Raw genomic sequence first — 23,458 nt, 5'->3', positions numbered from 1 at the left:
GTGATAAGTTGGGCGGTGACTCGATTTTTTGATTAAATTAAAATGGTGGAGACATTATAGGACAAGCTGGTCCTCCAATAAATTCGTAAAAATGATTTTACCTTAAATGCAATAAACTATAATTGATGAGAAAAAAAGCCTGACAGCTCAAGAATTACAGCAAAAATTACCATCGGAGGAAAGCTATCAAAAGATGATTAGAGAAAAAAAGACTAATAGAAAAGAGCTTGAGGAACTACTTAATAAAGATGAAGAACCTCTTGTTCAAGAATTAAAGAGCTTAGGCTTGGGAATTGATTCAGTATGGGATTTAGTAAATAATTCGCCTCACCAATTTTTAGAAAGGGATTTTACAGGTGATTATAGTATTGCTTATGAAACTTTAGTAAAACATTTGGATTATCACCCTAAAACGATTGAAGGGATTATTAGAGCTTTGACCGAAAAGGAAGCTAAAAAGATTGCCACAGATAAAATATTAGAGCTTTTTCAAAAAGAGACTGACAAGAATCTACAATGGGTCATGGCAAATGCTTTAAGGACTTTAATGACCTGGAGTAAAAGACAAAAATATCCAGAGATTGGAGAGATATTGAAAGGAATATGAAAGAATTACTGCACACAATAATGTATGAAAAACATAATTGGCTCAGTGGTTTACGGAAAGTTAGTGCATTTAATCAACTCCGCCAAATCTGCGATTTGACGGATTGTTTAGAGTCTTAAAATTTGTGTCAAATCGCAAATTTGGCTCAGTGCAACTTGACAGGTAAGAGCTTCGAAATCACTTACGTTTCTTATACGAGCCGTTATGATTGCAATTGCCGGATTTAATGGCTCAAATTTGGATATGCTTGCTTTGTGCTTGTTCATCTGCTTCCTTGGAAAAATCTCGAAATAGGAAAAAAACCTTCATTTTTTCCGCCTGGCAGCTAAACGAGGGTTTAAGCATGAAAAATCCGGCTTAAAAAAACAGCCACCTTTCTGAATCGAAAAGTGACTGTTTAAAATATGGTAACCTTATAATATATGCTTAGTAAATTTCCGGGAATTGCTGCGGGTCATATTCGTGCATCATCTTGTAGATGGCATCAAATATTGTTTCCGGATTGGGTTTGGAGAAATAATCGCCGTCAGAGCCATAAGCCGGACGGTGATCCTGAGAAGCAATACAGATCGGTTGTGAATCCAGATACTGATAAGCTTTTTGTTCGTCCAGTACTTTTTGCATTAAATAAGCCGACGCGCCTCCCTGAACATCCTCATCGGCAAATACTACCCGATTGGTTTTTTTGATAGACTCCACAATCTTATGTTCCAAATCAAATGGAACCAGTGTTTGTGCGTCGATAATTTCCACTGAAATGCCTACCTGTGCTAAATCCTCCGCTGCTGCAGCAATGATGCGACACATAGAACCGTAAGTGACCACCGTTACGTCAGTTCCGCTTCTCAGAATCTCAGGCTGTCCAAGTGGTACGGTGTATTCACCCAAATTGCTCGGCATTTTTTCCTTCAGGCGGTAGCCATTCAGGCATTCAATTACCAAGGCAGGATCATCCGCCTGTAAAAGGGTATTGTACATACCGGCAGCCTGCACAAAGTTTCTTGGGGTAAGAACGTACATCCCTCTCAAGCTTCCCAAAATCATGCTGATCGGAGATCCGGAGTGCCAAACGCCCTCCAGGCGGTGTCCGCGAGTACGCACGATCAAAGGCGCCTTCTGTCCTCCCGCAGTACGGTGATGTAGACAAGCCACATCATCCGTCAGGGTATTTAATGCATAAACCAGATAATCCAGATACTGAATCTCGGCAATAGGGCGAAGACCACGCATGGCAGCTCCTGTTCCTTCTCCAATGATGGTCATTTCGCGGATAGAGGTGTCATGTACGCGTAGTGCCCCAAACTTATCCTGAAGTCCGGCCATACCTTGATTGACATCCCCAATTTTTCCAACATCCTCGCCGAAAGCAAACACCCGCGGATCTTTCTCCATGGCCTTAAAGAAAAAGCCATTGATGATCTCACGACCATCCTTCATTTCAGCATCTTCCCCATAGGTTGGGGCGATGACCGGCACTTTCAATGCGGAGGAACTATCCTCGCAGTAAAGTAATGTATTGTATTCTTGGCGGTGCTTCTCTTCGGCTTCCTGTAACCATTTTTGAATGGCCATTCGCGCCGGAGAGGGCTTGCTTCTTACAATGCGAAGCGCTTTTTTCGCCGCCTTTATAGTGTCTAGTTTTATTGGGTTGAAGGCATTTTTCAAGCCATCAGCAACCGCTTTGATAGACTCAGATTCATTTTCATTGGCCGCCAGATTTTCAATCAGGCTGATGATTTTATTGCGATCATCCACCATGCTGTCTAAGAAAGCTTTGAAGGCCGCATTTTTCTCTTCCTTCACTTTTTTCTTAGCCGCCAGTTCCATGGCTTCCAATTCTTCTTCAGTGGCATGCCCTTCCGCTAAAATCCACTCACGCATTTTCTTTACGCAATCAAACTCCTCTTCCCAGGACAGGCGCTCTTTGGATTTGTAGCGTTCGTGAGAACCGGAAGTAGAGTGCCCCTGCGGCTGGGTGATTTCCACCACATGTACCAAACATGGAACATGTTCTTCACGAGCCAATTTTGCAGCGGCCTGATAGGTTTCTACCAGTGCTGGATAATCCCAGCCATTCACTTCAAAAATTTCAATCCCCGGATGCTCCTCCGTACGCTGGAATCCTTCCAAGGCTTTAGAAATACTCTGTTTAACGGTGTGGTGCTCCGGCCCTACTGAGATACCGTATTGGTCATCCCAAACGGACATCACCACCGGCAATTGCATGACTCCTACCGCATTAATGGTTTCCAGGAACATGCCCTCGGAAGTGGAGGCGTTTCCAATGGTGGAGAATACGACCTCGTTTCCATTATTGGAGAATTTTGAAAATGCTTCTCCCTGTAATTTTGTTTCTTTTCGATATAGTTTTGAGGCGTAGCTTAAGCCCATGATTCGAGGCATTTGCCCCGCAGTGGGAGAAATATCAGAAGCTACGTTATAGGTGTCAGCCTGTGATTTCCAGTCGCCATTATTATCAATCCATCGTGTCCCAAAGTGCCCATTCATCATTCTTCCCCCTGAAGCCGGCTCTGCCTCCAAATCAGTATGGGCATAAAGCTGGGCGAAAAAGGCCTGAATGGACATTTCACCAATGGCCATCATAAAGGTTTGATCACGGTAATAGCCTGATCGCCAGTCTCCTTTTTGGAAGGCGCGTGCCATGGCTACCTGTGGGACTTCTTTGCCATCTCCAAAGATTCCAAATTTAGCCTTGCCCATGAATACCTCTTTGCGACCTACTAGCGCTGTTTCTCGGCTTTCAGCAACAATTTGATAGTCCTGTAAAATATCTTTTTTGTTCAATTGGGATACAGTTGTTGTATTTTGGTTCGACACAGTCAAACTGGTTTTTAAGGTTCTCAAAAATCTTTTCACATATCCGAAGAAATAAAAATTAACAGTCCGGATATTTCCTGTCCTATTCTAAATATACATTCTTTTCCCCGAAAGCCCTAAAGGAGATTTTAATTCCGGCGATTTGATTTTTTGTTTTGACTTTTAATATTTTATCGAAATTTCGACAATAATGCAATTTGCCAAATAATGTTTGGTAGGATATTAATTTTCTTTATAAAAATTTTTTCACTTTTTTTAGTTTGTTCTCTTCAAAATCACCTTCAGATTCGCGATTGATTCATTTAAAGGAATGATTTGAATTGGATTGGAAAAGCATGATAAATAAAAAATAGCCGACAACTTGTAGGAAATTAAATAAAAAGTCACAAATTAACACCTAGAAACAAGGGACGAAAATGTCATTTGTTTAAAATGTAATTTTTCTAAGATTAATACCAGTATACATTAAACCCGTTGAATTATGATTATCGGAGTTCCAAAGGAAATTAAGAATAACGAGAATCGTGTGGCATTAACTCCATCAGGTGTGGTGGAAATGAAAAAGCATGGTCACGAGGTGTACGTTCAGGCGACCGCAGGATTGGGAAGTGGTTTCTCTGATGAGGAATTCCAAAGTGCCGGTGCAACTATCCTTCCAACCATTGAGGATGTTTATGCCATCGCAGAAATGATCATTAAGGTCAAAGAGCCAATTGAATATGAGTACGACTTGATCAAAGAAGATCAGTTGTTGTTCACCTACTTCCATTTTGCTTCCTATGAGCCCTTAACCAAGGCAATGATTGAAAGCAAGGCGGTTTGTTTGGCTTACGAAACAGTGGAAAAAGGGCGTTCCCTCCCATTATTGGTGCCGATGTCGGAAGTGGCCGGAAGAATGTCTATTCAGGAAGGCGCGAAGTATTTGGAGAAGCCAGAACAGGGAAGAGGTATTCTTTTAGGTGGCGTTCCCGGGGTGAAACCAGCCAAGGTATTGGTATTAGGCGGGGGTGTAGTAGGTACCCAGGCGGCTAAGATGGCGGCAGGTATGGGTGCTGACGTGACCATCATGGATATCTCTTTGGATCGTCTGCGTTATTTGGATGATGTGATGGCGGCCAATGTGAAAACCATGATGTCCAGCGAGTACAATATCCGTCAGGAAATTAAGACAGCTGACCTGATTGTTGGAGCTGTATTGATTCCAGGAGCAAAAGCCCCACACTTGGTTACCCGTGATATGCTGAAAGAAATGCGTCCGGGGACTGTATTGGTTGACGTGGCAGTAGATCAGGGTGGTTGTATTGAAACCTGTAAGCCAACGACTCACAACGAGCCTACTTTTATCATTGATGATGTAGTACATTATTGTGTGGCGAACATGCCGGGAGCGGTGCCTTATACATCCACTTTGGCATTAACCAATGCTACTTTGCCTTATGCGATTGAGTTGGCGAATAAAGGCTGGAAGAAAGCATGTAATGAAAATCCACAATTGAAGCCGGGCTTGAATGTGGTGAAAGGTGATGTGGTTTACAAAGCGGTAGCCGAGGCGTTTGATTTGCCCTATGTTGCCGTGGAGCAATACCTGCAAGAAGAAGTAGAAGCGTAAGAACATCAAACAAAGCATAAATTGGAAAGCGGGTCTTGTTATCAGGATCCGCTTTTTTCATTTAAGCCGAATTTTCTTACCGATAGATTTGGCGGAATGTCACAAAGACCCATCGATCAGGGTGTTAGGGTTGGTTTTTGCTGATTTTTTATTAGCTCAAATTTGTGTATGCTTGCTTTCTCCTCATTTACCTGTTTCGTTGGAAAAACTCGAAATAGGAAACTTTTCCTTCATTTCATCCGCCTACCAGCTATACGAGAATTGACGTATGAATATTCCGGCTTAAGCGTGGCGTTTTTTTTGATTGAAATTGAGGGGAGCTGCTTTAGTCTGGAGGTCGGTAAAAGTCCGATTTTTCCCGCCTTGCAGCTAAAAGAGGATTGAAGCATAATTAATCCGGCTTAAGCATGAAAATTATTCGGCTTTAGCCCTGCTTTACATCAGGCGATTCAGGAAAAAAAGAAATGGGGAATCAGCCCCAGTGTCAACCCAAGAGGAATGAACAAGGCCATCTTTCTCATTTGTTTTCGGGGAAGTGGTGGGTCAATAAATATCCTTTGTCCTAAAGGAGAACAAATAAATGCCCCTACCAGCAACACTCGAAAATGCGTAGGGATCAATAATTGAGAGATAGTCAGATTATAGGGTAAAAAATAAAGGCTTAATAATGCAATGTTACAGGTAAAAGCTAATCCAAGGCCAATTTTTCCTCTTAATATAAAACCGATACATATACAGCACTGAAGTAAATATATCCAGTAAGAGGTGAAATGGTCGAAGAAAATTCCCCCGGTTACTTGAATAAAATCAAATAGGGAATACGCTCTTAAGCATAACATTGCTATGGAAAGCACCAAAATCGTATTCCGAATTGGAGTGCGCTGAAAAAAGGGCGTCCTGTTGGGGACTGATGTGGTGGTCATTGATACAATCTTTATCCCTGAAATTTACTGGCCACCAAATTCAAAAACTCTTTGGTCTCATTGGCATTCATATCCCAGGCATAAGGTCTGGCAAAATTATTAATCAAATAAGTGGCAGCCTCATCATTGGTCTCATAGCCTTCAATATGATCAAGCGTTTCATTGAAAATCTTCTTACTGCCTCCGAAAAGCTCATTGGTGAACATAAAGCGCTGGTTCAGCGAGATCGAATCCTTTAACGATTTTTGGTTACTACTCTTCAGCCTGTCCGCAAGCGTAATGGCTTCCTGTTGGTGATGGTTGGCCAATTGCGCATGAAGGGTGCCATTTAGGCTTTCCTCCTCCATCGTACCAACAGGGGTCAGGGTGATGGTTTCAAATAGTTTATCCGGATCCAGGGGAATACCCGAGAGTACTCTTCAATCAGTTGTTCATTGTCGGGAAGATCCCAATGCGCATTTTCCATTAATTGGGCCAACTGTTGTTTGCTCTCTTCCAGCTTAAGACCGTCTTTGCTCTCCGCTTCCCAGATCTGCACCATTTTTTCAAACGGGCGGTTGTTGATCTTTAAGTATTTCAATTGGTTCTTCAACTGAATCAATAATACCTCATCCGTTTCCCACTGCTCCCACATTTCCTTGTAAAAATTCTCCGGGGCATAGGTTAAAAGCAAACTGCGATAGCAGGCTTCCTCCATCAGGGGTTCAAAATCATACTGTTCGATGGAAATATGCTGAGAAAGGATGTTTTTAAAACGCTTAAAAGCATCCTGAACGGCCGGGGCAGTAAAATCAAAATAAGGACTTTTGATTTTTTGCGCCTCCAGGTGCCATTTTTCAGAAAGTATCTGAATCAGAAAAAAATTGATCTGCGCGACATTGCAAAGGGTTTTTAAATGTTTCCCCTCTACCACCGGAGCGCTTCTGAAAAAGTTAGCTGAAAATTCTAGAGTATATTGTTTAGCGTAATCTTTAATGACCCGCGTGTTGATTATTCTATCCATGTAATTCGATCCCTAAAAGGTCTTACCCACAATAATATAATGCTTGATGGGTTTAGCAAACAAAAATAATGGTTTTGACTGTCAAATAAAGTACAAACATCTTTGAAATAAGACAACCGATCAAAAAAAAATCTTCCAGGCCTAAAATTTCTGGGGGAGCCGTAACCGAAATTCCCGCATTTTCAATATTCCCTCGAGAGAATATTCGACTTATCTTTGTCATCATATTCAGATCACATTCATTTTAAACGTTCAACATCTATGTTTATTGAGCCACATTTTGGAGGCATTTCTCAGGCAGGCTGGGTAGAGGTAATTTGCGGATCCATGTTCTCTGGAAAAACCGAGGAATTAATTCGCAGGGTTAACCGTGCATTAATTGCCAAACAAAAAGTGGTCATATTTAAACCTAGTATTGATACCCGCTATGCGGAGGAGGAAGTAGTTTCTCATAATGCTAATGCGGTGGTGTGTAAGCCTTTACATGCGGCATTGGAAATTTTAGACCATGCCGGGGACTACGAAGTGGTAGGCATTGATGAAGCTCAGTTTTTTGGAATGGAGCTCGTTGAGGTGGCTAACAAATTGGCAAACCAAGGGAAAAGGGTTATTTTAGCCGGACTGGACATGGACTTCGAAGGAAAACCTTTCGGTCCAATGCCGGGGCTGATGGCCACTGCCGAATTTGTCACCAAGGTAAATGCCATCTGCGCGCAATGTGGCTCGGTGGCTTCCTATTCATTCCGCATGACTGCCAACGAAGAGCAGGTAGTTCTGGGGGAAAAAGAAGCATATGAGCCTCGTTGTCGAAAATGCTATAACGAGGGAATGAATGAAAAGAAAATCAAGACTGCGCAAGAGGATACGCTCTAGTACCTTTGCCGTATTTTTTGGCTGGGCCGCTCAGGCGCAGGATATACCCACCGGAAGCTGGCGGACACACTTCAATTATTTAAAGGCCACCTTAGTGGCCGAAGGGCCAAATGAGGTTTATTGTGCGACCGCCAACTCCCTGTTTTATTTCGATCAGACCGCCGGGGAATTGAGCCCGGTCACGGCAGCCGACGGACTGAGCGAAAATACCTTCACTTCTCTTGCATACGATGCCCGGCACGAACAATGGTTGATTGGCTATGCTTCTGGCGGGATTGATGTAATTAGCCCGGAATCTATTCAGACATTTTCTGCCATTAAGGATGATCCTCGTCCGGTCAATAAGGAAATTCGAAATTTTATTTTCAGGGGAGATACCACCATAGCCATATTGCCTTATGGCGCCATTCTATTTGATGTTGACAGAGGAAATGTTATCGCCTCTGTGCGAGATCTGTCCCCGGAAGGGGAGTTTCTGGAGGTATTTGATGGGACACTCAAAGGCGATAGTTTGATTTTGGCTACTGCCAGTGGCTTGTTGGGGAATGACCTCACCGGTCAGTCGAATATCCAGGACTTCAATAGCTGGAGGCGCTATGCGCAGGAATGGAGTCATCCGGAAGCTGCTACGCAGGCCGTGACATCAGATGGGAATCAGCTATTTTGGGCAGAAGCAAATAATCTTTTCACCTATGCTGAAGGGGTGCTAACTATTGGGCAAAGTGCACAGAGTGTCACGGATCTTCAGTTTCAGCAAAAACTTCGGGTGGTCGATGGCCTTTCCATTTACGAATGGGAAAACCAGGAGTTAAAAACCATTGAGGCTGGAGTGCTGGCTCCACAGCAAATTGCCGGAAGTGAAAATTTGCTTTGGATAGCGGACCATGAGCAGGGATTGGTGCGTAAGCAAGGTGGTCAGGAAGAGGTGCTTACGCCATCGGGAATTTCGACCCCTATACCTTTTCAAATTAAGTCGAACCACCAAAATATACTCTCTTTTGTGGGAGGTTATAACAATGGTGTGCCCGCCGGAAATGCTGGTGCATTTGATGTTTTTGATCAGGGAAGATGGCAAAACTTTGATAGCAGGCCCTTGGGCGTAGAGGTAAACGATATTGTGGATGGCGCCTGGGTGGTGGCGGAGGAAGCCTGGTATTTAGCCACCATGGGAAATGGCCTCTGGAAAGTGGATGTGGAAGGTAATTTCGAACAGGTAGAAGTACCCGGGCTCTCCAATAATAGCCGATTATCCGCTTTTACCGATGACCGTTTCGGTAATTTATGGTTGGCACAATATAATGCCAGTCCGGCACTTTGGGTAAAAGCTCCTCAGGAGGAGTGGAAATCTTTGAGTAGTGAATCCATAGTGATTTCAGAAATATTGGTCCATCCTTTCCAAAATGTATTGATGTGTAGACTGGATCCGGAAAGGTCTTCCGGGATTTATGTTTATGATTTTGAAAATCAGCAGTCTAAAGTCTTAAATACCAGCAATGTTTCCGCACTTCCTGATGCCAATATATTGGATATGGATTTTGATGTAATGGGAAATCTGTGGCTGGCAACGCCCGAGGGTATTTTCTTTTTGCCTAATACGGATTATTTCAATGGTAGCATCAGTGCTGTAAGACCGATTTCCAACGGATTTCCTATTTTCAATGGCAAGCAGGTGAATACCGTGGCGGTGGATGGTGGAAACCGAAAATGGTTGGGTGCTGATGATGGTTTATTTCTGTATTCTAAACCGATTACGGATTTTAGTAGTAATTCTGATATCGAATTAATTTCGGAGTTTAACCGCGACAATAGCCCTTTACCTGCCAACAAGATTTTAAAATTGGCGGATGAATCACGGAGTGGGGAAGTGTTTATTTTGACGGAGGCAGGAATGGTTTCCTTCCGCTCAGATGCCTCCGCGGGTATTTCTCCCCAGGGGGAAGTGAAAATATTCCCGAACCCGGTCAGGGCTTCTTTCTCCGGGCCGGTGACGATCAATCAACTTTCGGCTGATGCGACAGTAAAAATTACCGACCTTAGTGGCCGATTGCTATTTGAAACCGTGGCCAATGGCGGAACTGCCAGCTGGAATGGTTCCACCGCCTCCGGAGCACCTGTAGGCCCCGGCATTTACCTGGTTTGGGTGGCGCAGGAGGATGGTACCGATGCGGCCGTAGGTAAGGTTGCCGTGATTAATTAGGACTGTATGAGTAACTTGCATAAAACCCGCGGAGTGGTGCTGAACTATATCAAGTACCGGGAGACCTCCATCATTGTCCGGATCTATACTGAGGCTTTCGGGATGCGCTCTTATGTGGTGAACAGTGTGCGGAAAGCCAAGACCAAAAATAATAAGATAGCTTTCTTTCAGCCTTTAACGCTCCTGGATTTGGTAGTCTATGAGCGTCCCGGCTCGGATTTAAACCGAATATCGGAAGTGAATATTGCTTATCCGCTGCAAAGCATTCCTTTTGAGGTCATGAAGTCTACTGTGGCTTTATTCATCACAGAAGTTTGTGCCCAACTGCTTCGTCATGAAGAAGCCAATCCTCAGATGTTTAATTATTTATTCTTAAGTGTGCAGGCTTTTGATCAGATGGAGGCACATTATGAAAATTTTCATCTTCAGTTTTTATTAAAAATTGGTCAGCCTCTGGGGCTTGGGGTGTCCACTGGTGACCAGATCATCGCGGAAGTAATTCAGTGGGCCGATGATCCGGAAATTGCTAAACAGGAAAAAGAAATGCTGGAAAAACTGCGTTCCTATTCCTTTGGGCAGCACATTCCCATGAATAACTATATCCGAAGAACCGTTTTGGATCATTTACTTCGTTTTTATCGGGAGCATATTGATGGTTTTGGGGAAATACAGTCCATGGCCATTTTAAGAGAGGTACTTTCCTGAAGTTACTTTTCTTCCAAAGGCCACATATCTAATTCTATTGGTTTGACTAAGGGCGAAATCAGCGCTCCGCGAAATTTTATTGAAAATGAAGACAGGCTAAAGGTTTTAATTTGATAACCTTTAGCCTGTTTTTTTGTCATTTTTTCAAAAAACCATTGGATTTAAAAGAATCAGCTCCTACCTTAGTCGCATCTTCTAAAGAATGATGAACACCATAGCGAACATATCGACCTCTTCTGTTCAGGGCATTGACCGCCTTGCAGTTCGCTGTGCCCACACTTTTCATCATGCTTTCCATCATCATCATTCCTCTTTTTGAGGAGTGTATAATTTTTGAGGTGCCTTCACATCCAGGATGTAGCCCTCAGTCTAACGACCAAATCCGGATATTTTTTTAAAGAACAGCTTTGTAGCGGGTGTTTTGTTATAATCCAATAGTATTTCGGATTTATCCTAATTTATCCATAATTTTTAATGTTAAAGTCGGGTTGTTTCCCGCAGGTCTGCATTTTTTGCAGATGATGGAATAAGAAATTTTATATCCTTAATCATATTATCACATGAGTACTGTATTGCGTTTGGCCGTTCAGAAAAAAGGCCGTTTATCAGAATCTTCTTTAAGCTTGTTGAAAGAGTGCGGGGTGAAATTTTCCAATAATGATCGCAAGTTAAAAGCCACTTCAACTAATTTTCCGATCGAATTTTTATTTCTCAGAGATGATGATATTCCGGATTATGTATCCTCCGGAGTGGCGGATATTGGGATTGTAGGAGAGAATGAGGTCGCGGAAAAAAAGAAAAATGTAGACCTTATTAAACGTTTAGGTTTTTCTAAATGTCGAATTTCCCTGGCGATTCCTAAAGAGGTTGATTATGAGGGTTTAAAGTATTTTCAGGGAAAGAAAGTAGCGACTTCCTATCCGGTAATTCTTCGCCAATTTTTTGAGGAGCAAGGAGTAGATACTGACATCCACACCATTTCTGGCTCTGTGGAAATAGCCCCGGGCATTGGCCTGGCTGATGGTATTTTTGATATCGTATCCTCGGGCTCTACCCTGATCAGTAATGGGCTCAAAGAAGTAGAAAAAGTGTTTTTCTCTGAGGCGGTTTTGGTCGCTAATCCAGGGCTGGATGCCGATAAGCGGGCTATTTTGGATCGATTATTATTCCGCATAGCGGCGGTGCAGGAAGCACGCAATTTCCGTTATATCATGTTGAACGCCCCGGAGGAGGCGCTGAAGAATATTGAGGAGATCCTTCCCGGTGCCAAAAGCCCCACGGTCACGCCACTGTCTACTCCGGGTTGGGTGTCACTGCAGGCCATCATTCAGGAAGATGAGTTTTGGTCCGTTATTGAGGATATTAAAAGTGTGGGAGGGGAGGATATCATTAGTCTTCCGATAGATAAAATGATCAAGTAAGGGTATGAAGATTTATCTGGAACCGGAAAAAGAACAGTGGGAAGCGTTGTTAAAACGCCCTACCCTGGATCTTTCGGAAATATACGGACGCGTGCAGCCCGTGCTCGAGCAAGTGCGGGACAGGGGTGATGAAGCCCTCAAAGCTTTTGGTTTACAGTTTGATGAGGTTGAGCTGGACAGCTTAGCGGTAAGCGCTGAGGAGTTTGTGGAAGCAGAAGCTTTGGTGGAGGAAGAGCTGAAAGATGCCATTCAGCTGGCCGCTGCGAATATTGAGAAATTCCATGCGGCACAGGCACGTCCGGTGATGGCAGTAGAAACGATGCCCGGAGTGAATTGCTGGCGGAAATCCGTGGCCATTGAGAAGGTGGGCTTGTATATTCCGGGAGGCACAGCGCCACTTTTTTCTACCGTATTGATGCTCGGGATTCCTGCTAAAATTGCGGGTTGTGGGGAGATTGTCTTATGTACACCTCCCAATAAGGAAGGGAAGGTGCATCCGGCGATTCTCTTTACTGCACAGCTTTTAGGCATTGATCAGGTCATAAAGGCGGGTGGGGCGCAGGCGATTGCTGCCATGGCTTTTGGTACGGAAAGCGTGCCTCAGGTTTATAAAATTTTCGGGCCCGGAAATCAGTATGTCACGGCGGCCAAGCAGTTGGTCGGGCAAATCACTAATGTGACCATTGACATGCCGGCCGGCCCTTCGGAAGTACTGGTTTATGCAGATGAGGCGGCCAATCCGGCTTTTGTAGCCGCAGATTTATTATCTCAGGCCGAGCATGGAGTTGATTCCCAGGTCGTATTAGTTACCAACAAAATGGCAGTGGTAGAGGCCGTGCAGGAGCAAGTGACCCTTCAACTGGAGACTTTGCCAAGGGCGGAAATTGCAAAAGAAGCGCTGAAACATAGTCTCGCCATCGTGATGGAGGAGGAAACGCAAGCGCTGGAGCTGATCAATACTTACGGGCCGGAGCATTTGATCCTGCAATCTCAAAATGAAGATGCTATGGCGGAAAAGGTGATCAACGCAGGCTCCGTATTTATTGGGGCCTATACGCCGGAGTCTGCCGGAGATTATGCCTCGGGAACCAACCACACCCTTCCGACGAATGGTTATGCTAAAAATTATTCCGGCGTATCTCTGGATAGCTACCTGAAACAGATCACCTTCCAAAAAATAACTGAAAATGGTATAAAAAACATTGGCCCTGCTATTGAAAAAATGGCGGCCAGTGAGGAACTTAATGGGCACGAAAATGCAGTCACCCTTCGCCTAAAACACTTAAAATCCTAATGCCCATGTTTAATTTATCGAAATTAGTTCGTCCGCACTTAAAATACCTGACGCCTTACTCTTCCGCCCGGGATGAGTACAGTGGTCATGCCAAGATTTTTTTGGATGCCAATGAGAATCCATACGGTTCTGTGGGAGGAGCTTCCTATAATCGATATCCCGATCCGCTTCAGGCGAAGGTCAAAAACAAGCTGGCACAGATAAAGGAGGTAAATCCTTCCAATATCCTATTAGGGAATGGAAGCGATGAAGTGATTGATCTTCTTTTCCGCACTTTTTGCGTACCGGCAGAAGATAATGTGATCATCATGCCGCCTACTTATGGGATGTATAAGGTGTGTGCGGATATCAACAATATCACCGCTCGCCGTACGCCTTTGACGCGGGATTTCTTTATTGATATTCCGGAGGTGAAGGATCAGGTGGACGAAAGAACCAAGTTGATTTTTGTTTGCTCTCCCAACAACCCTACAGGGAATTTATTGCAAAAGGAAGCCATCATTAATCTTTTGGAGAACTTCCAGGGATTAGTCGTGGTGGATGAGGCCTATATTGATTTCGCGCCCGGGGCAAGTATGTTGCCCTACCTGAAACAATACCCTAATTTGGTGGTCTTGCAAACCTTTAGCAAAGCTTTCGGTCTGGCAGGAATTCGTCTGGGGGTTGGCTATGCAGCAGAGGCAGTGGTGGATATTTTGAATAAGGTAAAGCCACCTTACAATATTTCAGAGCCAACACAGGAGTTGGCCTTGGAGGCATTGATTCGCTACTCGGAAAAAGATCAGTACGTGAAAGAAATCCTGGCGGAACGTCAAAAATTGGAGACGGTTTTTCAATCTATGCCACTGGTGGAAAAGGTGTATCCCTCGGATGCTAACTTCCTGATGGTTCGGACGAAATCACCCAAAGAGCTTTATCAGTTTTTATTACAAAAGAGCATTGTGATCAGAGACCGTTCCAAGGTCAGATTATGTGAAGGTTGTCTGAGAATTACCGTAGGAACACCGGAAGAAAATAAACTATTGGTAGAAGCCCTGGAGGCCTATCAAAATGGAGAAATCGCCGAGGTATAAAAGCACATGGGGGAGCTGAGACACTTCCCGATGCAGGTAAACGTTATGAAAAAGAAAGTATTATTTATAGACCGAGATGGCACCATTATCGTGGAGCCTATTGAAGACGAACAGGTTGATTCTCTGGAAAAACTGGCTTTTTTGCCCAAGGCATTGTCAAACCTCAGAAAGATAGCAGAGGAGCTGGATTATGAGCTGGTAATGGTGACTAATCAGGATGGACTGGGGACGCTTTCTTTCCCTGAGGATACCTTTTGGCCCGCCCATAATAAGATGATGGAGATGCTGGAGGCGGAGAACATTCACTTTGCCGAGGTTTGCATTGACCGCACTTTTGAGCATGAGGGAGCTGATACCCGCAAACCGGGAACCGGATTGCTGAAAAAGTATTTTTCTGAGGAATATGATCTGGAGAACAGTTTTGTGCTGGGAGACCGGGTGTCAGACATTCAGCTGGCGGAAAATTTAGGGGCGAAAGGGATCTTATTGCTGGACGAATTCAAAGATGAAAGAGCGGTGCTGACTACCACCAACTGGGATGAGATTTACCGCTTTCTTCGCCTGCCGGACCGGAAGGCCAGCGTTCATCGTAAGACCAATGAGACGGATATCTTCATAGAGCTGAATCTGGATGGCAGTGGACAGGGGAGTATTGATACCGGTCTGCCGTTCTTTGATCATATGCTGGATCAGGTGAAGCGTCATGGTAATTGCGACCTTACCGTAAAGGTGAAGGGTGATTTGCATATTGATGAACACCACACCATTGAAGATACGGGGCTGGCCCTGGGGAATGTTTCCGTCAGGCTTTGGGAGATAAGATGGGAATTTATCGCTATGGATTTCTATTGCCTATGGATGACTGCCTGGCGCAGGTGGCCATTGATTTTGGTGGGCGCCCGTGGATGATCTGGGAGGCGGAATTCAAAAGGGAGAAAGTAGGCGATTTGCCAACAGAAATGGTGTTCCATTTCTTCAAGTCTTTCTCAGATACTTCCTTGACGAATCTGAACATTAAAGCAGAGGGAGATAATGAGCATCATAAGATAGAGGCTATCTTTAAAGGTTTTGCGAAGGCAATTAAAATGGCCGTGGCCCGCGATCCGCAGACTTTAAATCAATTGCCATCCACCAAGGGTGCGCTTTAGTGACGCATTTTTAAGGAATAGGATAGAAAAAAAGACCGGTAGAGATGCCGGTCTTTTTTTATAATGAATCCGAATTATTTACTGTTATATTTTTTTGATTTGAGTTATGATGTTTGTCGTCAGGCTCTTATGGGGGTAGTTTTTATAGTCCCAATTTGCGGAAACTTGTTTTCTCCTCCTTCATCTGTAGCGTTGGAAAAAACTCGAAATAGGAAACTATACTTTCCTTTTAGCCGCCCTGCAGCTCAAAAGAGCATTTAAGCATGAATTCTCCGGGGGAAGGCCGAAATCAAGTTTTAATTACCCGTAAAAGGAAATGCTTACTTTCGGGCTTTATTTTTCTTCTTTTTCTTGGGTTTAGCATCAATGGCGAAGTCTGCTAATTCTTCAATTTCTTTCAAAACCAGCTCATGTTCCTTCTGCAGATAATCAGCCTTTCTTCCCAGATCAGAAACCGTGCTTACCTCATTTCTTTTTTGATTCAGGGCATCATTTATTTTTTCATGAATAGGCTGGAAAAAGCGGGCATCAGAGAAGGCATTTTTATTTTCATACAAGGCTTTACGCAGTTTTCTGCTATACAACTCCACCAGATCAAATTCATAATTACCTAAAGCTACCATATGTTGTGCATTGGTGCTATCATTCGCAATAATGGTAGAGGAGCTTTTCCTGAAGACTGTTTTTACCCTGTTGTTGAAATTTTTTGTAAAGGTAAATTCCGCAACGGTCATTTGGTAGGAGAACTCCATTTGTGCACCAGTCAAATACAACAGGTTATTCATCGAAGGATCTACTTTGCTTTGAGGAGATTTAAAATCAGTTAATTGTAATTTTTGATTGGGCTTCCATTCCAGCTGATCTTGAGCAAATACATTCAAGATCGCCATACAAAAAAGTAAGGTGAAGGTGGTTTTCATTATAAAGAGGTAAATGTTAGTCCTTTCGGATAGTTACTAAAAATCATTTTGTCAGGATTGCCGCGTTTTTTCTCAAAAAGAAATTTTACTATATTTGCATCCTATGCCACAATCGTTACTGGTAGATATTGCCCTGTAAGACGCTCCCCGCGTCGTTTTTTTGGAAAATACCTTTTCCCAGGGCAAGTTATATCTAATCCATTTTATCAATATTTTAAGAGTGCGTAGCATTACGCTTCTAATATAATTACAGTAATGATTAAAACCTTAAAAGAATGGGGCTTTCCCCAAGCTTATCAAAATATATTTCCACATTTTATTCCGGCACGCATTATCCGTGCGCATCGCCAAAAATATGAGGTGGCCTCATCTGCAGGATTGTTTCAGGCAGATTTGGCGGGTAAACTGATGTTCCTGGCAGATGATCCCTCCGAGCTTCCGCAAGTCGGGGATTGGGTGGCGATTCAGCCCTTGGATGATACGCATGCCTACATCATGGAGCGATATGAGCGACGGGCTGTATTGAGTCGGGCAAAAGTGGGTGGCTTTGGTAGTGAGCAGGTTTTGGCCGCTCATGTGGATCTGGCGATTATCGTACAATCCATGGACCAGAATTATAATCTGAACCGGCTGGAGCGCTATTTGGTGCAAATTAGGGCTTGTGAAATACAGCCGGCAATATTATTAACCAAATCGGATCTCTGTACCCCGGAAGAGTTAGCTCAAAAGCTACAGGAAGTGCAGCAGATTGCCGGAGAGGCCAGGGTTTTGCAATATTCCTTATTTCAGGAAGATCTAAATCCCATCCTCGATTTATGGCCTGCCGGGCAGACGGCCGTAGTGGTGGGGTCTTCCGGTGTTGGGAAATCCAGTTTGGTGAATCGGTTATTAGGGCAGGAGATTATGGAAACTTCTGCTATCAGCCATTCGAATCAAAAGGGGCGACATACCACCAGCCATCGTGAATTGGTGCAGCTGGTCAATGGTGCTTTTTTGATTGACACACCCGGTACGAGAGAGTTTGGTTTGAGTCAGAGCGGTGAAGCTTTGGAGATGACCTTTGAGGAGATTGCGGAACTGGCCGATTCCTGTAAATTCCGGGGATGTAGTCATCAACATGAGCCAGGATGCGCGGTTCAGGAAGCGTTGGAAGACGGTCGGCTGGAATGGCGCCGGTGGGAAAGTTACCAAAAGTTACAGCGGGAACAGGAGCATTTTGCGATGGACAAGGTGAACCGCCGCAAGAAAGATAAGGCTTTGGGGAAAATGTACCGGGCCATACAAGGCGAAAGCCGGAAGCGGAAAGGCCGTTCTTAAACCGAAAATTGCATGCTAAATCCTCCTTCACCTGTAATGGAGGGAAAATGAAGGAATGAAGCGCTATTTCGAGTTTTTCCAACAAAGCAGGTGGATGAGGAGAAGGCAAACTCACTCCAATTTAGGTGGGAATAAAATCAGCAAAACCACTTAAAAAGAACTGACAATAGGTTTTTGGGAGGTCTTCTGAATCTGTGGGTGAGTGATTCGGTCTATGGAGTTAAAAAGAAAACAGCTTACCGGATATTTTTCCGGTAAGCTTCAAAAGAACTTATAGGAAAGGAAGACCGACTAAGCCTTCCCTTTTTTTTCGCCTCTTGGAGGTCGGAGAGCATGAATAAAATCCAGAATTCGAATTTTTAGTCGGATGGTGGTGCTTTAAATGCTCGCGAAATTTTTTTATTCAATACCAAATTCAGATCACTAAAATGTAATTTGGTAGGTGGCTACTTCTTCTTCACCGACTAATGCTTTGCCCTTGATGGTAAAGGAACCCTGCGTTTGTTCTTCCGCTACTGCGAGTGCATATCGTATGGAAGTGCCATGAAAACAAAGTCTTTTAGCCGAAATGCTGGCCTTTTGAGCACGTACTTTATTTCCATTCTTAGCAGGGTATAAGCTTAAATAAAGTTGGTGTCCCAGATTGGTGAAATGTTCTCCGATTAAGGCAACAGGTAGTGCCGGAAAGTGATCAAAATGTCCCAGGCAATCTTCGGGATTATTGCGCCAAAAGAAGCCTGAATGGTGTTTTGATCAATATTTATAGCCTCCAGAGGTCTTCTTTGCTGGTAAGGACTATAGGGTAATATTAATTTTTCTTCATAAAAATGAGCTTTAAATAATCGACCAAAAATGGTTTCCGGAATTATCGTAATTTCGATTTCTGATTCGTATAATAAGCCACCATCTTCCAGAAAAATACGGTTGAATACTTTTCCATTTTTTCCTTTTGAAAAAGTACAGGTGGAGACAATTCGAAATTTACTCGAATCAGTTGCCGGAACTTCCCCACGTAATCTTCTTACCTCGGCATTGATCGCCAAATAATAATCCTGACTATTTTTTTTTAAGGTGTGTGCCAATGTCATGCCCCCTAGAATGGCACTATGGCGGCCGGCTTCTCCTAAGCCCATCGGAGCTAGTTCGTGAGGCCCCAAATATTCATTTTCAACCCAGGCCGCTAAAGTATTGCTGTTAACAATCTCAACTTTTTCAAATTTGTTATAAGGCCATTTTACCTGAACGAGGTCCAAAGGGGGAGTGATGTTAGTTGCGAGAGTGCTAGTCATAAAATTTCCTTGAAATTTGGAGGTTAATTATGGCTGGAAGCTTCTTGAAATTCTCTAATGCTTTCTATTTCTTCCAGATTTTGTCGGAGTTCTTCTTCTTGTTGGCGCAGGAGTTCTGCTTGTTTTTGGGCCTCTTGTGCCAATGCTTTCATTTGCTCATTGTTCATGAGGTTTTTATAATGATTGGCTATAATGTTTGAAATTTGTTTAAGGAAATTTCTTTCCTTTTCACCGAAAGGTTGGAAGGAGGCAATCTCTAAAATGCCTTCTACTGTATCGCTGTATTTTAAGGGGATAATACTCAAACAACGAGGTGGCGCATCCCCTAGACCAGAGGTGATATTGGGGTAATCCGTTGGGATATCGGTCAAGAAAATTTCCTCCGCTTCCAGATAGCATTGGCCGGTGAGCCCTTCTCCAATGTTTATTTTTTTATGAAGGTATTTCTTTCGGTCGTAGGCATAACAGCCTTTCATTTCTAATAGGGTTTCTCCCTCATCTGATTGCGTAGTGAAAAATAAAGCGGCTTGATTCGCATTTAGATATTTGACTAAATTTTGGATGAGTTGATCTATAAGGTTTTCTACGTCCAGGTCTGAACGCAGCAGCTTTTCTATCTTACTGGTGCCCTCTATTACCCACTGGTGCTCCTGATTAAGCTTTTGAGCCTTTTCGGCTTTCCTCATGGCTAGTTCCAGTTCTTCTGCTCTTTTTTCCAGATGGCATTCGTTCTTGCGGAGATCATCTAAGAGTTCGATGCTTTCCGTTTCCAGAAGGCTATACCCACGAGCGAAGGCCATGCTAAAAAGAATGATTTGAATAAGCGCAATTACAATAAGGGAAGGGATGACAAAGTTCAGGATAATGGGAGGGATGGTTAAGTCAGGGGCTTTCCAGCCATCCAGGGAAAGGAATGCGCAAAAAGAAAGCAGATTAAAAAGGGTTGTCCAATACATCCACTTCTTTTTGTTATGATCAAAAAGTAGCCATGGAACAATGAAATAACTTAATTGAATCAGTGTGAAATTATAATATTGTCCGGCCGCTGGATCGACTAGGTTGAGGTGAATAAAGCCTAGGCCTAATATGGGGAAAATGGAAATTAAAATTTTAGCTAGTAGATATTTGCCAAAGTGATTAAGGAGTATCGTGAATATATAAATTGTAGATAAACTAAGGAGTAAAAGGGTTGTTGTGCTGTTAAGAAAAATGGCACTTACTAATGCATAGGGGATGCAAATACATAACAGCGCAATAGCTAGTCCATTGGATACCTGAATGCGGAATGAATCTAGTTTACTAGTGTTATTATTTATTCCAATATTTAATAATTTAGTCATAATTAAGTTGTTGAAATAGGAGGATGATGTAATAATATGAAAAAATGTAATGATTCTCAGGTTATCATTATTAGATTTCAACAACGGTTAGATTAAGAGGAGGTTAAAGGTTGAGTTTAATCAAAATATTAATTTTCTAATAGAGATTATTTTAACAGAGTGTTGCGTAAAATGTAGTTTTGCTTCAAACTAAAATTATTTTAATTTTAAATTTATTTTAGTTATTAATACATATTACGCAAAAACTCTATGCTATATAGGTAATAACAAAGGTGTTAAATGTTGTTTTGGGATACTATATTTTATTAAGATGCATTACATAGGCCCCTATGACTTTATTTGGTAGGAAGGGCATTAAGGCAATAATCATTTTATGAAGTCGACTTACTCCGCTAAGCGCCTTGACCTTTCCTTTCATCATGGCTTCATAACTTGATTTGGCTACTAATTCTGCAGAAACAGCATTATCAAAAAGCTTAGCACTTTTCATTCCCGCGGCATTAGAGAATTCCGTATGGGTAGGTCCGGGAAGTACAACGGTAACGGTCACACCGCTGTCTTTTAATTCATTTGCAATAGATTGACTGAAAGAGGTAATAAAGGCTTTGGAGGCGAAATAAATGGATTGCAAAGGCCCGGGGCTTAAGCTGGCAATAGAGGAAACATTTAGTATTTTCCCCTGCTTTTGGTTTATAAAATCTGGTATAAAAAGTTTACAAAGTTTTACCAGAGCAACCACATTTAAATCTATGATTTGTTGATCAGCACTTTGTTTTCTCTGGTGAAATAGGCCCTGACCACCTAATCCGGCATTATTAATGAGGTAGTCAATTTTAATCCCTAATCGATGAATTTCTTCATGGACCTCTTCCGGGGCGTTTGATTTGGTTAAATCTTTTGAGATGACGATGACTTTTGTGGCAAATTTGTGTTCAAGGTCTTTTTTAATAGCGGATAATTTATCCATACTTCTGGCGACCAAAACCAAATCCCCCAGGGGGGCGTGATGGTAGGCAATAGCTTTTCCGATACCTGTGGAGGCTCCCGTAATTAATGCAGTGGTTTTCATATAGCGGTAAAATTTAGTCATAACAAGATAATTCTAAAGTACCCGATAAAAAATTATATTATTGGAGAGGTATGTTTTTTTAGGAAAAGGCTGTTTTTTTTGACTTTTGGCTGATTTTGGAAATTTTATGCAATAGGTAGTTATTAATCGATCGATTTAAAATGAATATTTATTGAAACAATTCATTAAGGCCTCTGAAAGAATGTGTTAGGGGTGGTTGGCTTAAGGTGAATATTTATTTTTTAGAATTGATATTGAATTTTTTTTATTGTAAATGGTGATGTGGATACCTCAAAAAAAAATATGCCCTATTATTTTATTTAATTTTTGCTAATGAATTTTGCCTTTGAAATATTCGATTTGGTCTGAGGATATTATCATTCTGACTTAAACATAGAAATTTAGCAGGTTCGGGCTTCCATAACCGATAAGCCAGAATTATCCCGAATTATTCACCGCCAGATTTAGTGAGTCATTATAAAGGGTTTATTATGATTTGATTCCGGCTGATTTTTTAATAGCTCATATTTTGGAAGCTTGCTTTCTCTATATTCATTTGGTTTCCTGATAAAACTCTAAAAATGGCTTTTCCTTTTTTTAGCCTTGCAGCTAAACCAGGACGTCTGCAGCCATAATTTGGCTTAATCCCCGTCTTGAATTTTTTGAAAAAGGCTCAGGTATGAGATGTAATAAAACGACAACGGGAAGAAGTCCTAATTCCTAAACCAGTCAAATAAAAATGATTGGTTGCCGCCGCCCGGTTAGTAGGAATAAGTATAACACTTTATCATTTTCAGGAAAGAAATCGTGGATTTTGGAGATGTCCATCAAGGGACTTTTTATGAAATCGGTACTTCCTCTGTGGTGTTTTTAGAGGATGTTAAAGAATAAGGAGTGGAAGCTGGTCTTTGTATCCAAAGTTTATTTTGTTACCTTCATGCAGTCACCATCTTTTCTTTTGCATGAGTTTTAATGATGATTTTTTTAGAAGCCTTATTGTAAGTCTGATTTTCGGCTTTTCCTGCCTTTACCTTATTTGGTCATTTCTATTAAATTGAAATCCATATGCTATTATCGGCGGAATCCCTTGCTGATAGTGCTTGTGGTAATACTGCTCCACCTTTTGAGCCAGTTGGTACTGGCCATCACCTTGGGTGAGGGAGTAGCCGGAGCATCATTTGATTTGAAGTTATGTATAGCCTTTGGAGTTTCAGCCCTCTTGCTGGGACTTTTTTCATGGGTTAATGGAAGCCTCAGGCTTTTCACTCAGGGGCAAGTGGGAAAACGGACTCTTTTTGCAGGGCTTGCTCTTTTCATGCTTAATGGCATAATTCAGTATTTTTGTTTTCCGGTGAATGATTATACCTCAATTTTCTATCCATTAACCCTGTTGTTCTTAGGTCCCCTGGTGGAAGAAATGGTGCGTGCACTTTCTGTTCCATTGCTTGAAAAGACAGGCATGAAGCATTATTACATCATTCTGATCATGGGGGTGATTTTTAGTGCCTATCATTTACCTCATTCTTTTGGTTATGCGGTCTCCATGGTTTTTCTAGGAGGTTTGCTGACCTGGCTTTATCTGAAAGAACGCAATTTGATATCTTTGGTATTGGCACATGCTGCCTGGAATTTGCCCACTATTTTAATAGGTTTGTAGGAATTGCTTAGTCGAATTATACGATTATTAATCCTGTTAAAGCTACGGGGCCAGAATATGCGGGAATAAGATTCTAATTCAATTTCAATCAAATGAAGCAAATGTATCAAGAGAAAGTAAGCTTACTCAAATTTGCGCTATTACAAATAGGTATTCACTGTTGTATTTGATTGAA

The 23,458-nt window shown here is 42.4% G+C and carries 18 protein-coding genes and 1 pseudogene; 11 read left to right on the top strand and 8 right to left on the bottom strand.

What is annotated here, in order from left to right:
- Window positions 1–193 precede the first annotated feature (193 nt).
- Window positions 194–607: a hypothetical protein gene (locus tag NG22_RS10935; protein WP_053405759.1), complete on the top strand. Its 414-nt coding sequence runs from the start codon at window positions 194–196 to the stop codon at window positions 605–607.
- 426 nt (window positions 608–1,033) lie between these two features.
- On the opposite strand, the gene NG22_RS10930 is transcribed toward NG22_RS10935, so the two are convergent.
- On the bottom strand, window positions 1,034–3,412 hold the full coding sequence (locus tag NG22_RS10930) for a thiamine pyrophosphate-dependent enzyme (protein ID WP_253275679.1): 2,379 nt from the start codon (window positions 3,410–3,412) through the stop codon (window positions 1,034–1,036).
- A 514-nt stretch (window positions 3,413–3,926) separates the two neighbouring features.
- Between NG22_RS10930 and ald the strand changes: the two genes are divergently transcribed.
- Entirely contained in the window at window positions 3,927–5,054 is a 1,128-nt protein-coding gene (gene ald, locus NG22_RS10925) for an alanine dehydrogenase (protein WP_053405758.1), read from the top strand.
- Between the two features lie 934 nt (window positions 5,055–5,988).
- Here the strand turns inward: ald and NG22_RS10910 are convergent.
- A complete protein-coding gene (locus tag NG22_RS10910; RefSeq protein WP_053405755.1) occupies window positions 5,989–6,324 on the bottom strand; it encodes a hypothetical protein in 336 nt (111 codons plus the stop codon).
- Between the two features lie 14 nt (window positions 6,325–6,338).
- A complete protein-coding gene (locus NG22_RS10905) occupies window positions 6,339–6,980 on the bottom strand; it encodes a hypothetical protein (RefSeq protein ID WP_053405754.1) in 642 nt (213 codons plus the stop codon).
- Window positions 6,981–7,241: 261 nt separating this feature from the next.
- Here NG22_RS10905 and NG22_RS10900 point away from each other — a divergent pair, with 261 nt between their 5' ends.
- The 3 genes from NG22_RS10900 to recO are packed head-to-tail and all read left to right on the top strand — an operon-like array spanning window position 7,242 to window position 10,755.
- Entirely contained in the window at window positions 7,242–7,853 is a 612-nt protein-coding gene (locus tag NG22_RS10900; protein ID WP_053405753.1) for a thymidine kinase, read from the top strand.
- Window positions 7,813–10,050, top strand: a complete 2,238-nt coding sequence (locus NG22_RS10895; RefSeq protein ID WP_053405752.1) for a T9SS type A sorting domain-containing protein — start codon at window positions 7,813–7,815, stop codon at window positions 10,048–10,050. Before NG22_RS10900 ends, NG22_RS10895 begins: the two co-directional genes overlap by 41 nt.
- A gap of 6 nt (window positions 10,051–10,056) precedes the next feature.
- Window positions 10,057–10,755, top strand: coding sequence for a DNA repair protein RecO (gene recO / locus NG22_RS10890; RefSeq protein WP_053405751.1), 699 nt, complete (start codon window positions 10,057–10,059; stop codon window positions 10,753–10,755).
- Between the two features lie 136 nt (window positions 10,756–10,891).
- Here the strand turns inward: recO and NG22_RS17820 are convergent, their stop codons facing one another.
- Complete coding sequence (locus tag NG22_RS17820; protein WP_157601015.1) at window positions 10,892–11,062, bottom strand: hypothetical protein; 171 nt, start codon at window positions 11,060–11,062, stop codon at window positions 10,892–10,894.
- A 253-nt stretch (window positions 11,063–11,315) separates the two neighbouring features.
- On the opposite strand from NG22_RS17820, the gene hisG reads away from it, so the two are divergent.
- The 4 genes and pseudogenes from hisG (at window position 11,316) to hisB (ending at window position 15,691) form a co-directional block, all read left to right on the top strand.
- On the top strand, window positions 11,316–12,176 hold the full coding sequence (hisG, locus tag NG22_RS10885) for an ATP phosphoribosyltransferase (RefSeq protein ID WP_053405750.1): 861 nt from the start codon (window positions 11,316–11,318) through the stop codon (window positions 12,174–12,176).
- Window positions 12,177–12,180: 4 nt separating this feature from the next.
- Window positions 12,181–13,470 (top strand): histidinol dehydrogenase, encoded by a 1,290-nt coding sequence (gene hisD, locus NG22_RS10880; protein WP_053405749.1) that lies wholly within the window; start codon window positions 12,181–12,183, stop codon window positions 13,468–13,470.
- 5 nt (window positions 13,471–13,475) lie between these two features.
- Window positions 13,476–14,543: a histidinol-phosphate transaminase gene (gene hisC / locus NG22_RS10875; protein WP_053406934.1), complete on the top strand. Its 1,068-nt coding sequence runs from the start codon at window positions 13,476–13,478 to the stop codon at window positions 14,541–14,543.
- A gap of 45 nt (window positions 14,544–14,588) precedes the next feature.
- Window positions 14,589–15,691 (top strand): annotated as a pseudogene (gene hisB / locus NG22_RS10870) (bifunctional histidinol-phosphatase/imidazoleglycerol-phosphate dehydratase HisB).
- A gap of 320 nt (window positions 15,692–16,011) precedes the next feature.
- On the opposite strand, the gene NG22_RS10865 reads toward hisB, so the two are convergent.
- Window positions 16,012–16,611, bottom strand: coding sequence for a hypothetical protein (locus NG22_RS10865; protein WP_053405748.1), 600 nt, complete (start codon window positions 16,609–16,611; stop codon window positions 16,012–16,014).
- Window positions 16,612–16,866: 255 nt separating this feature from the next.
- Here NG22_RS10865 and rsgA point away from each other — a divergent pair, with 255 nt between their 5' ends.
- Window positions 16,867–17,928, top strand: coding sequence for a ribosome small subunit-dependent GTPase A (gene rsgA / locus NG22_RS10860; RefSeq protein ID WP_053405747.1), 1,062 nt, complete (start codon window positions 16,867–16,869; stop codon window positions 17,926–17,928).
- Between the two features lie 662 nt (window positions 17,929–18,590).
- Here the strand turns inward: rsgA and NG22_RS10855 are convergent.
- From NG22_RS10855 to NG22_RS10845, 3 genes are all read right to left on the bottom strand, one after another.
- Entirely contained in the window at window positions 18,591–19,217 is a 627-nt protein-coding gene (locus NG22_RS10855; protein ID WP_053405746.1) for a hypothetical protein, read from the bottom strand.
- 23 nt (window positions 19,218–19,240) lie between these two features.
- Window positions 19,241–20,173: a GAF domain-containing protein gene (locus tag NG22_RS10850; RefSeq protein ID WP_053405745.1), complete on the bottom strand. Its 933-nt coding sequence runs from the start codon at window positions 20,171–20,173 to the stop codon at window positions 19,241–19,243.
- 679 nt (window positions 20,174–20,852) lie between these two features.
- Complete coding sequence (locus NG22_RS10845; RefSeq protein ID WP_216597620.1) at window positions 20,853–21,647, bottom strand: SDR family oxidoreductase; 795 nt, start codon at window positions 21,645–21,647, stop codon at window positions 20,853–20,855.
- 1,075 nt (window positions 21,648–22,722) lie between these two features.
- Between NG22_RS10845 and NG22_RS10840 the strand changes: the two genes are divergently transcribed.
- Window positions 22,723–23,283: a CPBP family intramembrane glutamic endopeptidase gene (locus NG22_RS10840; RefSeq protein WP_157601013.1), complete on the top strand. Its 561-nt coding sequence runs from the start codon at window positions 22,723–22,725 to the stop codon at window positions 23,281–23,283.
- Window positions 23,284–23,458 lie beyond the last annotated feature (175 nt).

Source organism: Persicobacter sp. CCB-QB2 (genome assembly GCF_001274635.1).
Lineage (GTDB): Bacteria > Bacteroidota > Bacteroidia > Cytophagales > Cyclobacteriaceae > Persicobacter > Persicobacter diffluens.
This window is presented reverse-complemented; position numbering and strand designations above follow the sequence as displayed.

Coding starts and splice junctions, on each gene's coding strand:
- NG22_RS10935 (WP_053405759.1), top strand. CDS start 194: ATGATTAGAGAAAAAAAGACTAATAGAAAAGAGCTTGAGGAACTACTT.
- ald (WP_053405758.1), top strand. CDS start 3,927: ATGATTATCGGAGTTCCAAAGGAAATTAAGAATAACGAGAATCGTGTG.
- NG22_RS10910 (WP_053405755.1), bottom strand. CDS start 6,324: ATGGAGGAGGAAAGCCTAAATGGCACCCTTCATGCGCAATTGGCCAAC.
- NG22_RS10905 (WP_053405754.1), bottom strand. CDS start 6,980: ATGGATAGAATAATCAACACGCGGGTCATTAAAGATTACGCTAAACAA.
- NG22_RS10900 (WP_053405753.1), top strand. CDS start 7,242: ATGTTTATTGAGCCACATTTTGGAGGCATTTCTCAGGCAGGCTGGGTA.
- NG22_RS10895 (WP_053405752.1), top strand. CDS start 7,813: ATGAAAAGAAAATCAAGACTGCGCAAGAGGATACGCTCTAGTACCTTT.
- recO (WP_053405751.1), top strand. CDS start 10,057: ATGAGTAACTTGCATAAAACCCGCGGAGTGGTGCTGAACTATATCAAG.
- NG22_RS17820 (WP_157601015.1), bottom strand. CDS start 11,062: ATGATGATGATGGAAAGCATGATGAAAAGTGTGGGCACAGCGAACTGC.
- hisG (WP_053405750.1), top strand. CDS start 11,316: ATGAGTACTGTATTGCGTTTGGCCGTTCAGAAAAAAGGCCGTTTATCA.
- hisD (WP_053405749.1), top strand. CDS start 12,181: ATGAAGATTTATCTGGAACCGGAAAAAGAACAGTGGGAAGCGTTGTTA.
- hisC (WP_053406934.1), top strand. CDS start 13,476: ATGTTTAATTTATCGAAATTAGTTCGTCCGCACTTAAAATACCTGACG.
- NG22_RS10865 (WP_053405748.1), bottom strand. CDS start 16,611: ATGAAAACCACCTTCACCTTACTTTTTTGTATGGCGATCTTGAATGTA.
- rsgA (WP_053405747.1), top strand. CDS start 16,867: ATGATTAAAACCTTAAAAGAATGGGGCTTTCCCCAAGCTTATCAAAAT.
- NG22_RS10855 (WP_053405746.1), bottom strand. CDS start 19,217: ATGACTAGCACTCTCGCAACTAACATCACTCCCCCTTTGGACCTCGTT.
- NG22_RS10850 (WP_053405745.1), bottom strand. CDS start 20,173: ATGTATTGGACAACCCTTTTTAATCTGCTTTCTTTTTGCGCATTCCTT.
- NG22_RS10845 (WP_216597620.1), bottom strand. CDS start 21,647: ATGACTAAATTTTACCGCTATATGAAAACCACTGCATTAATTACGGGA.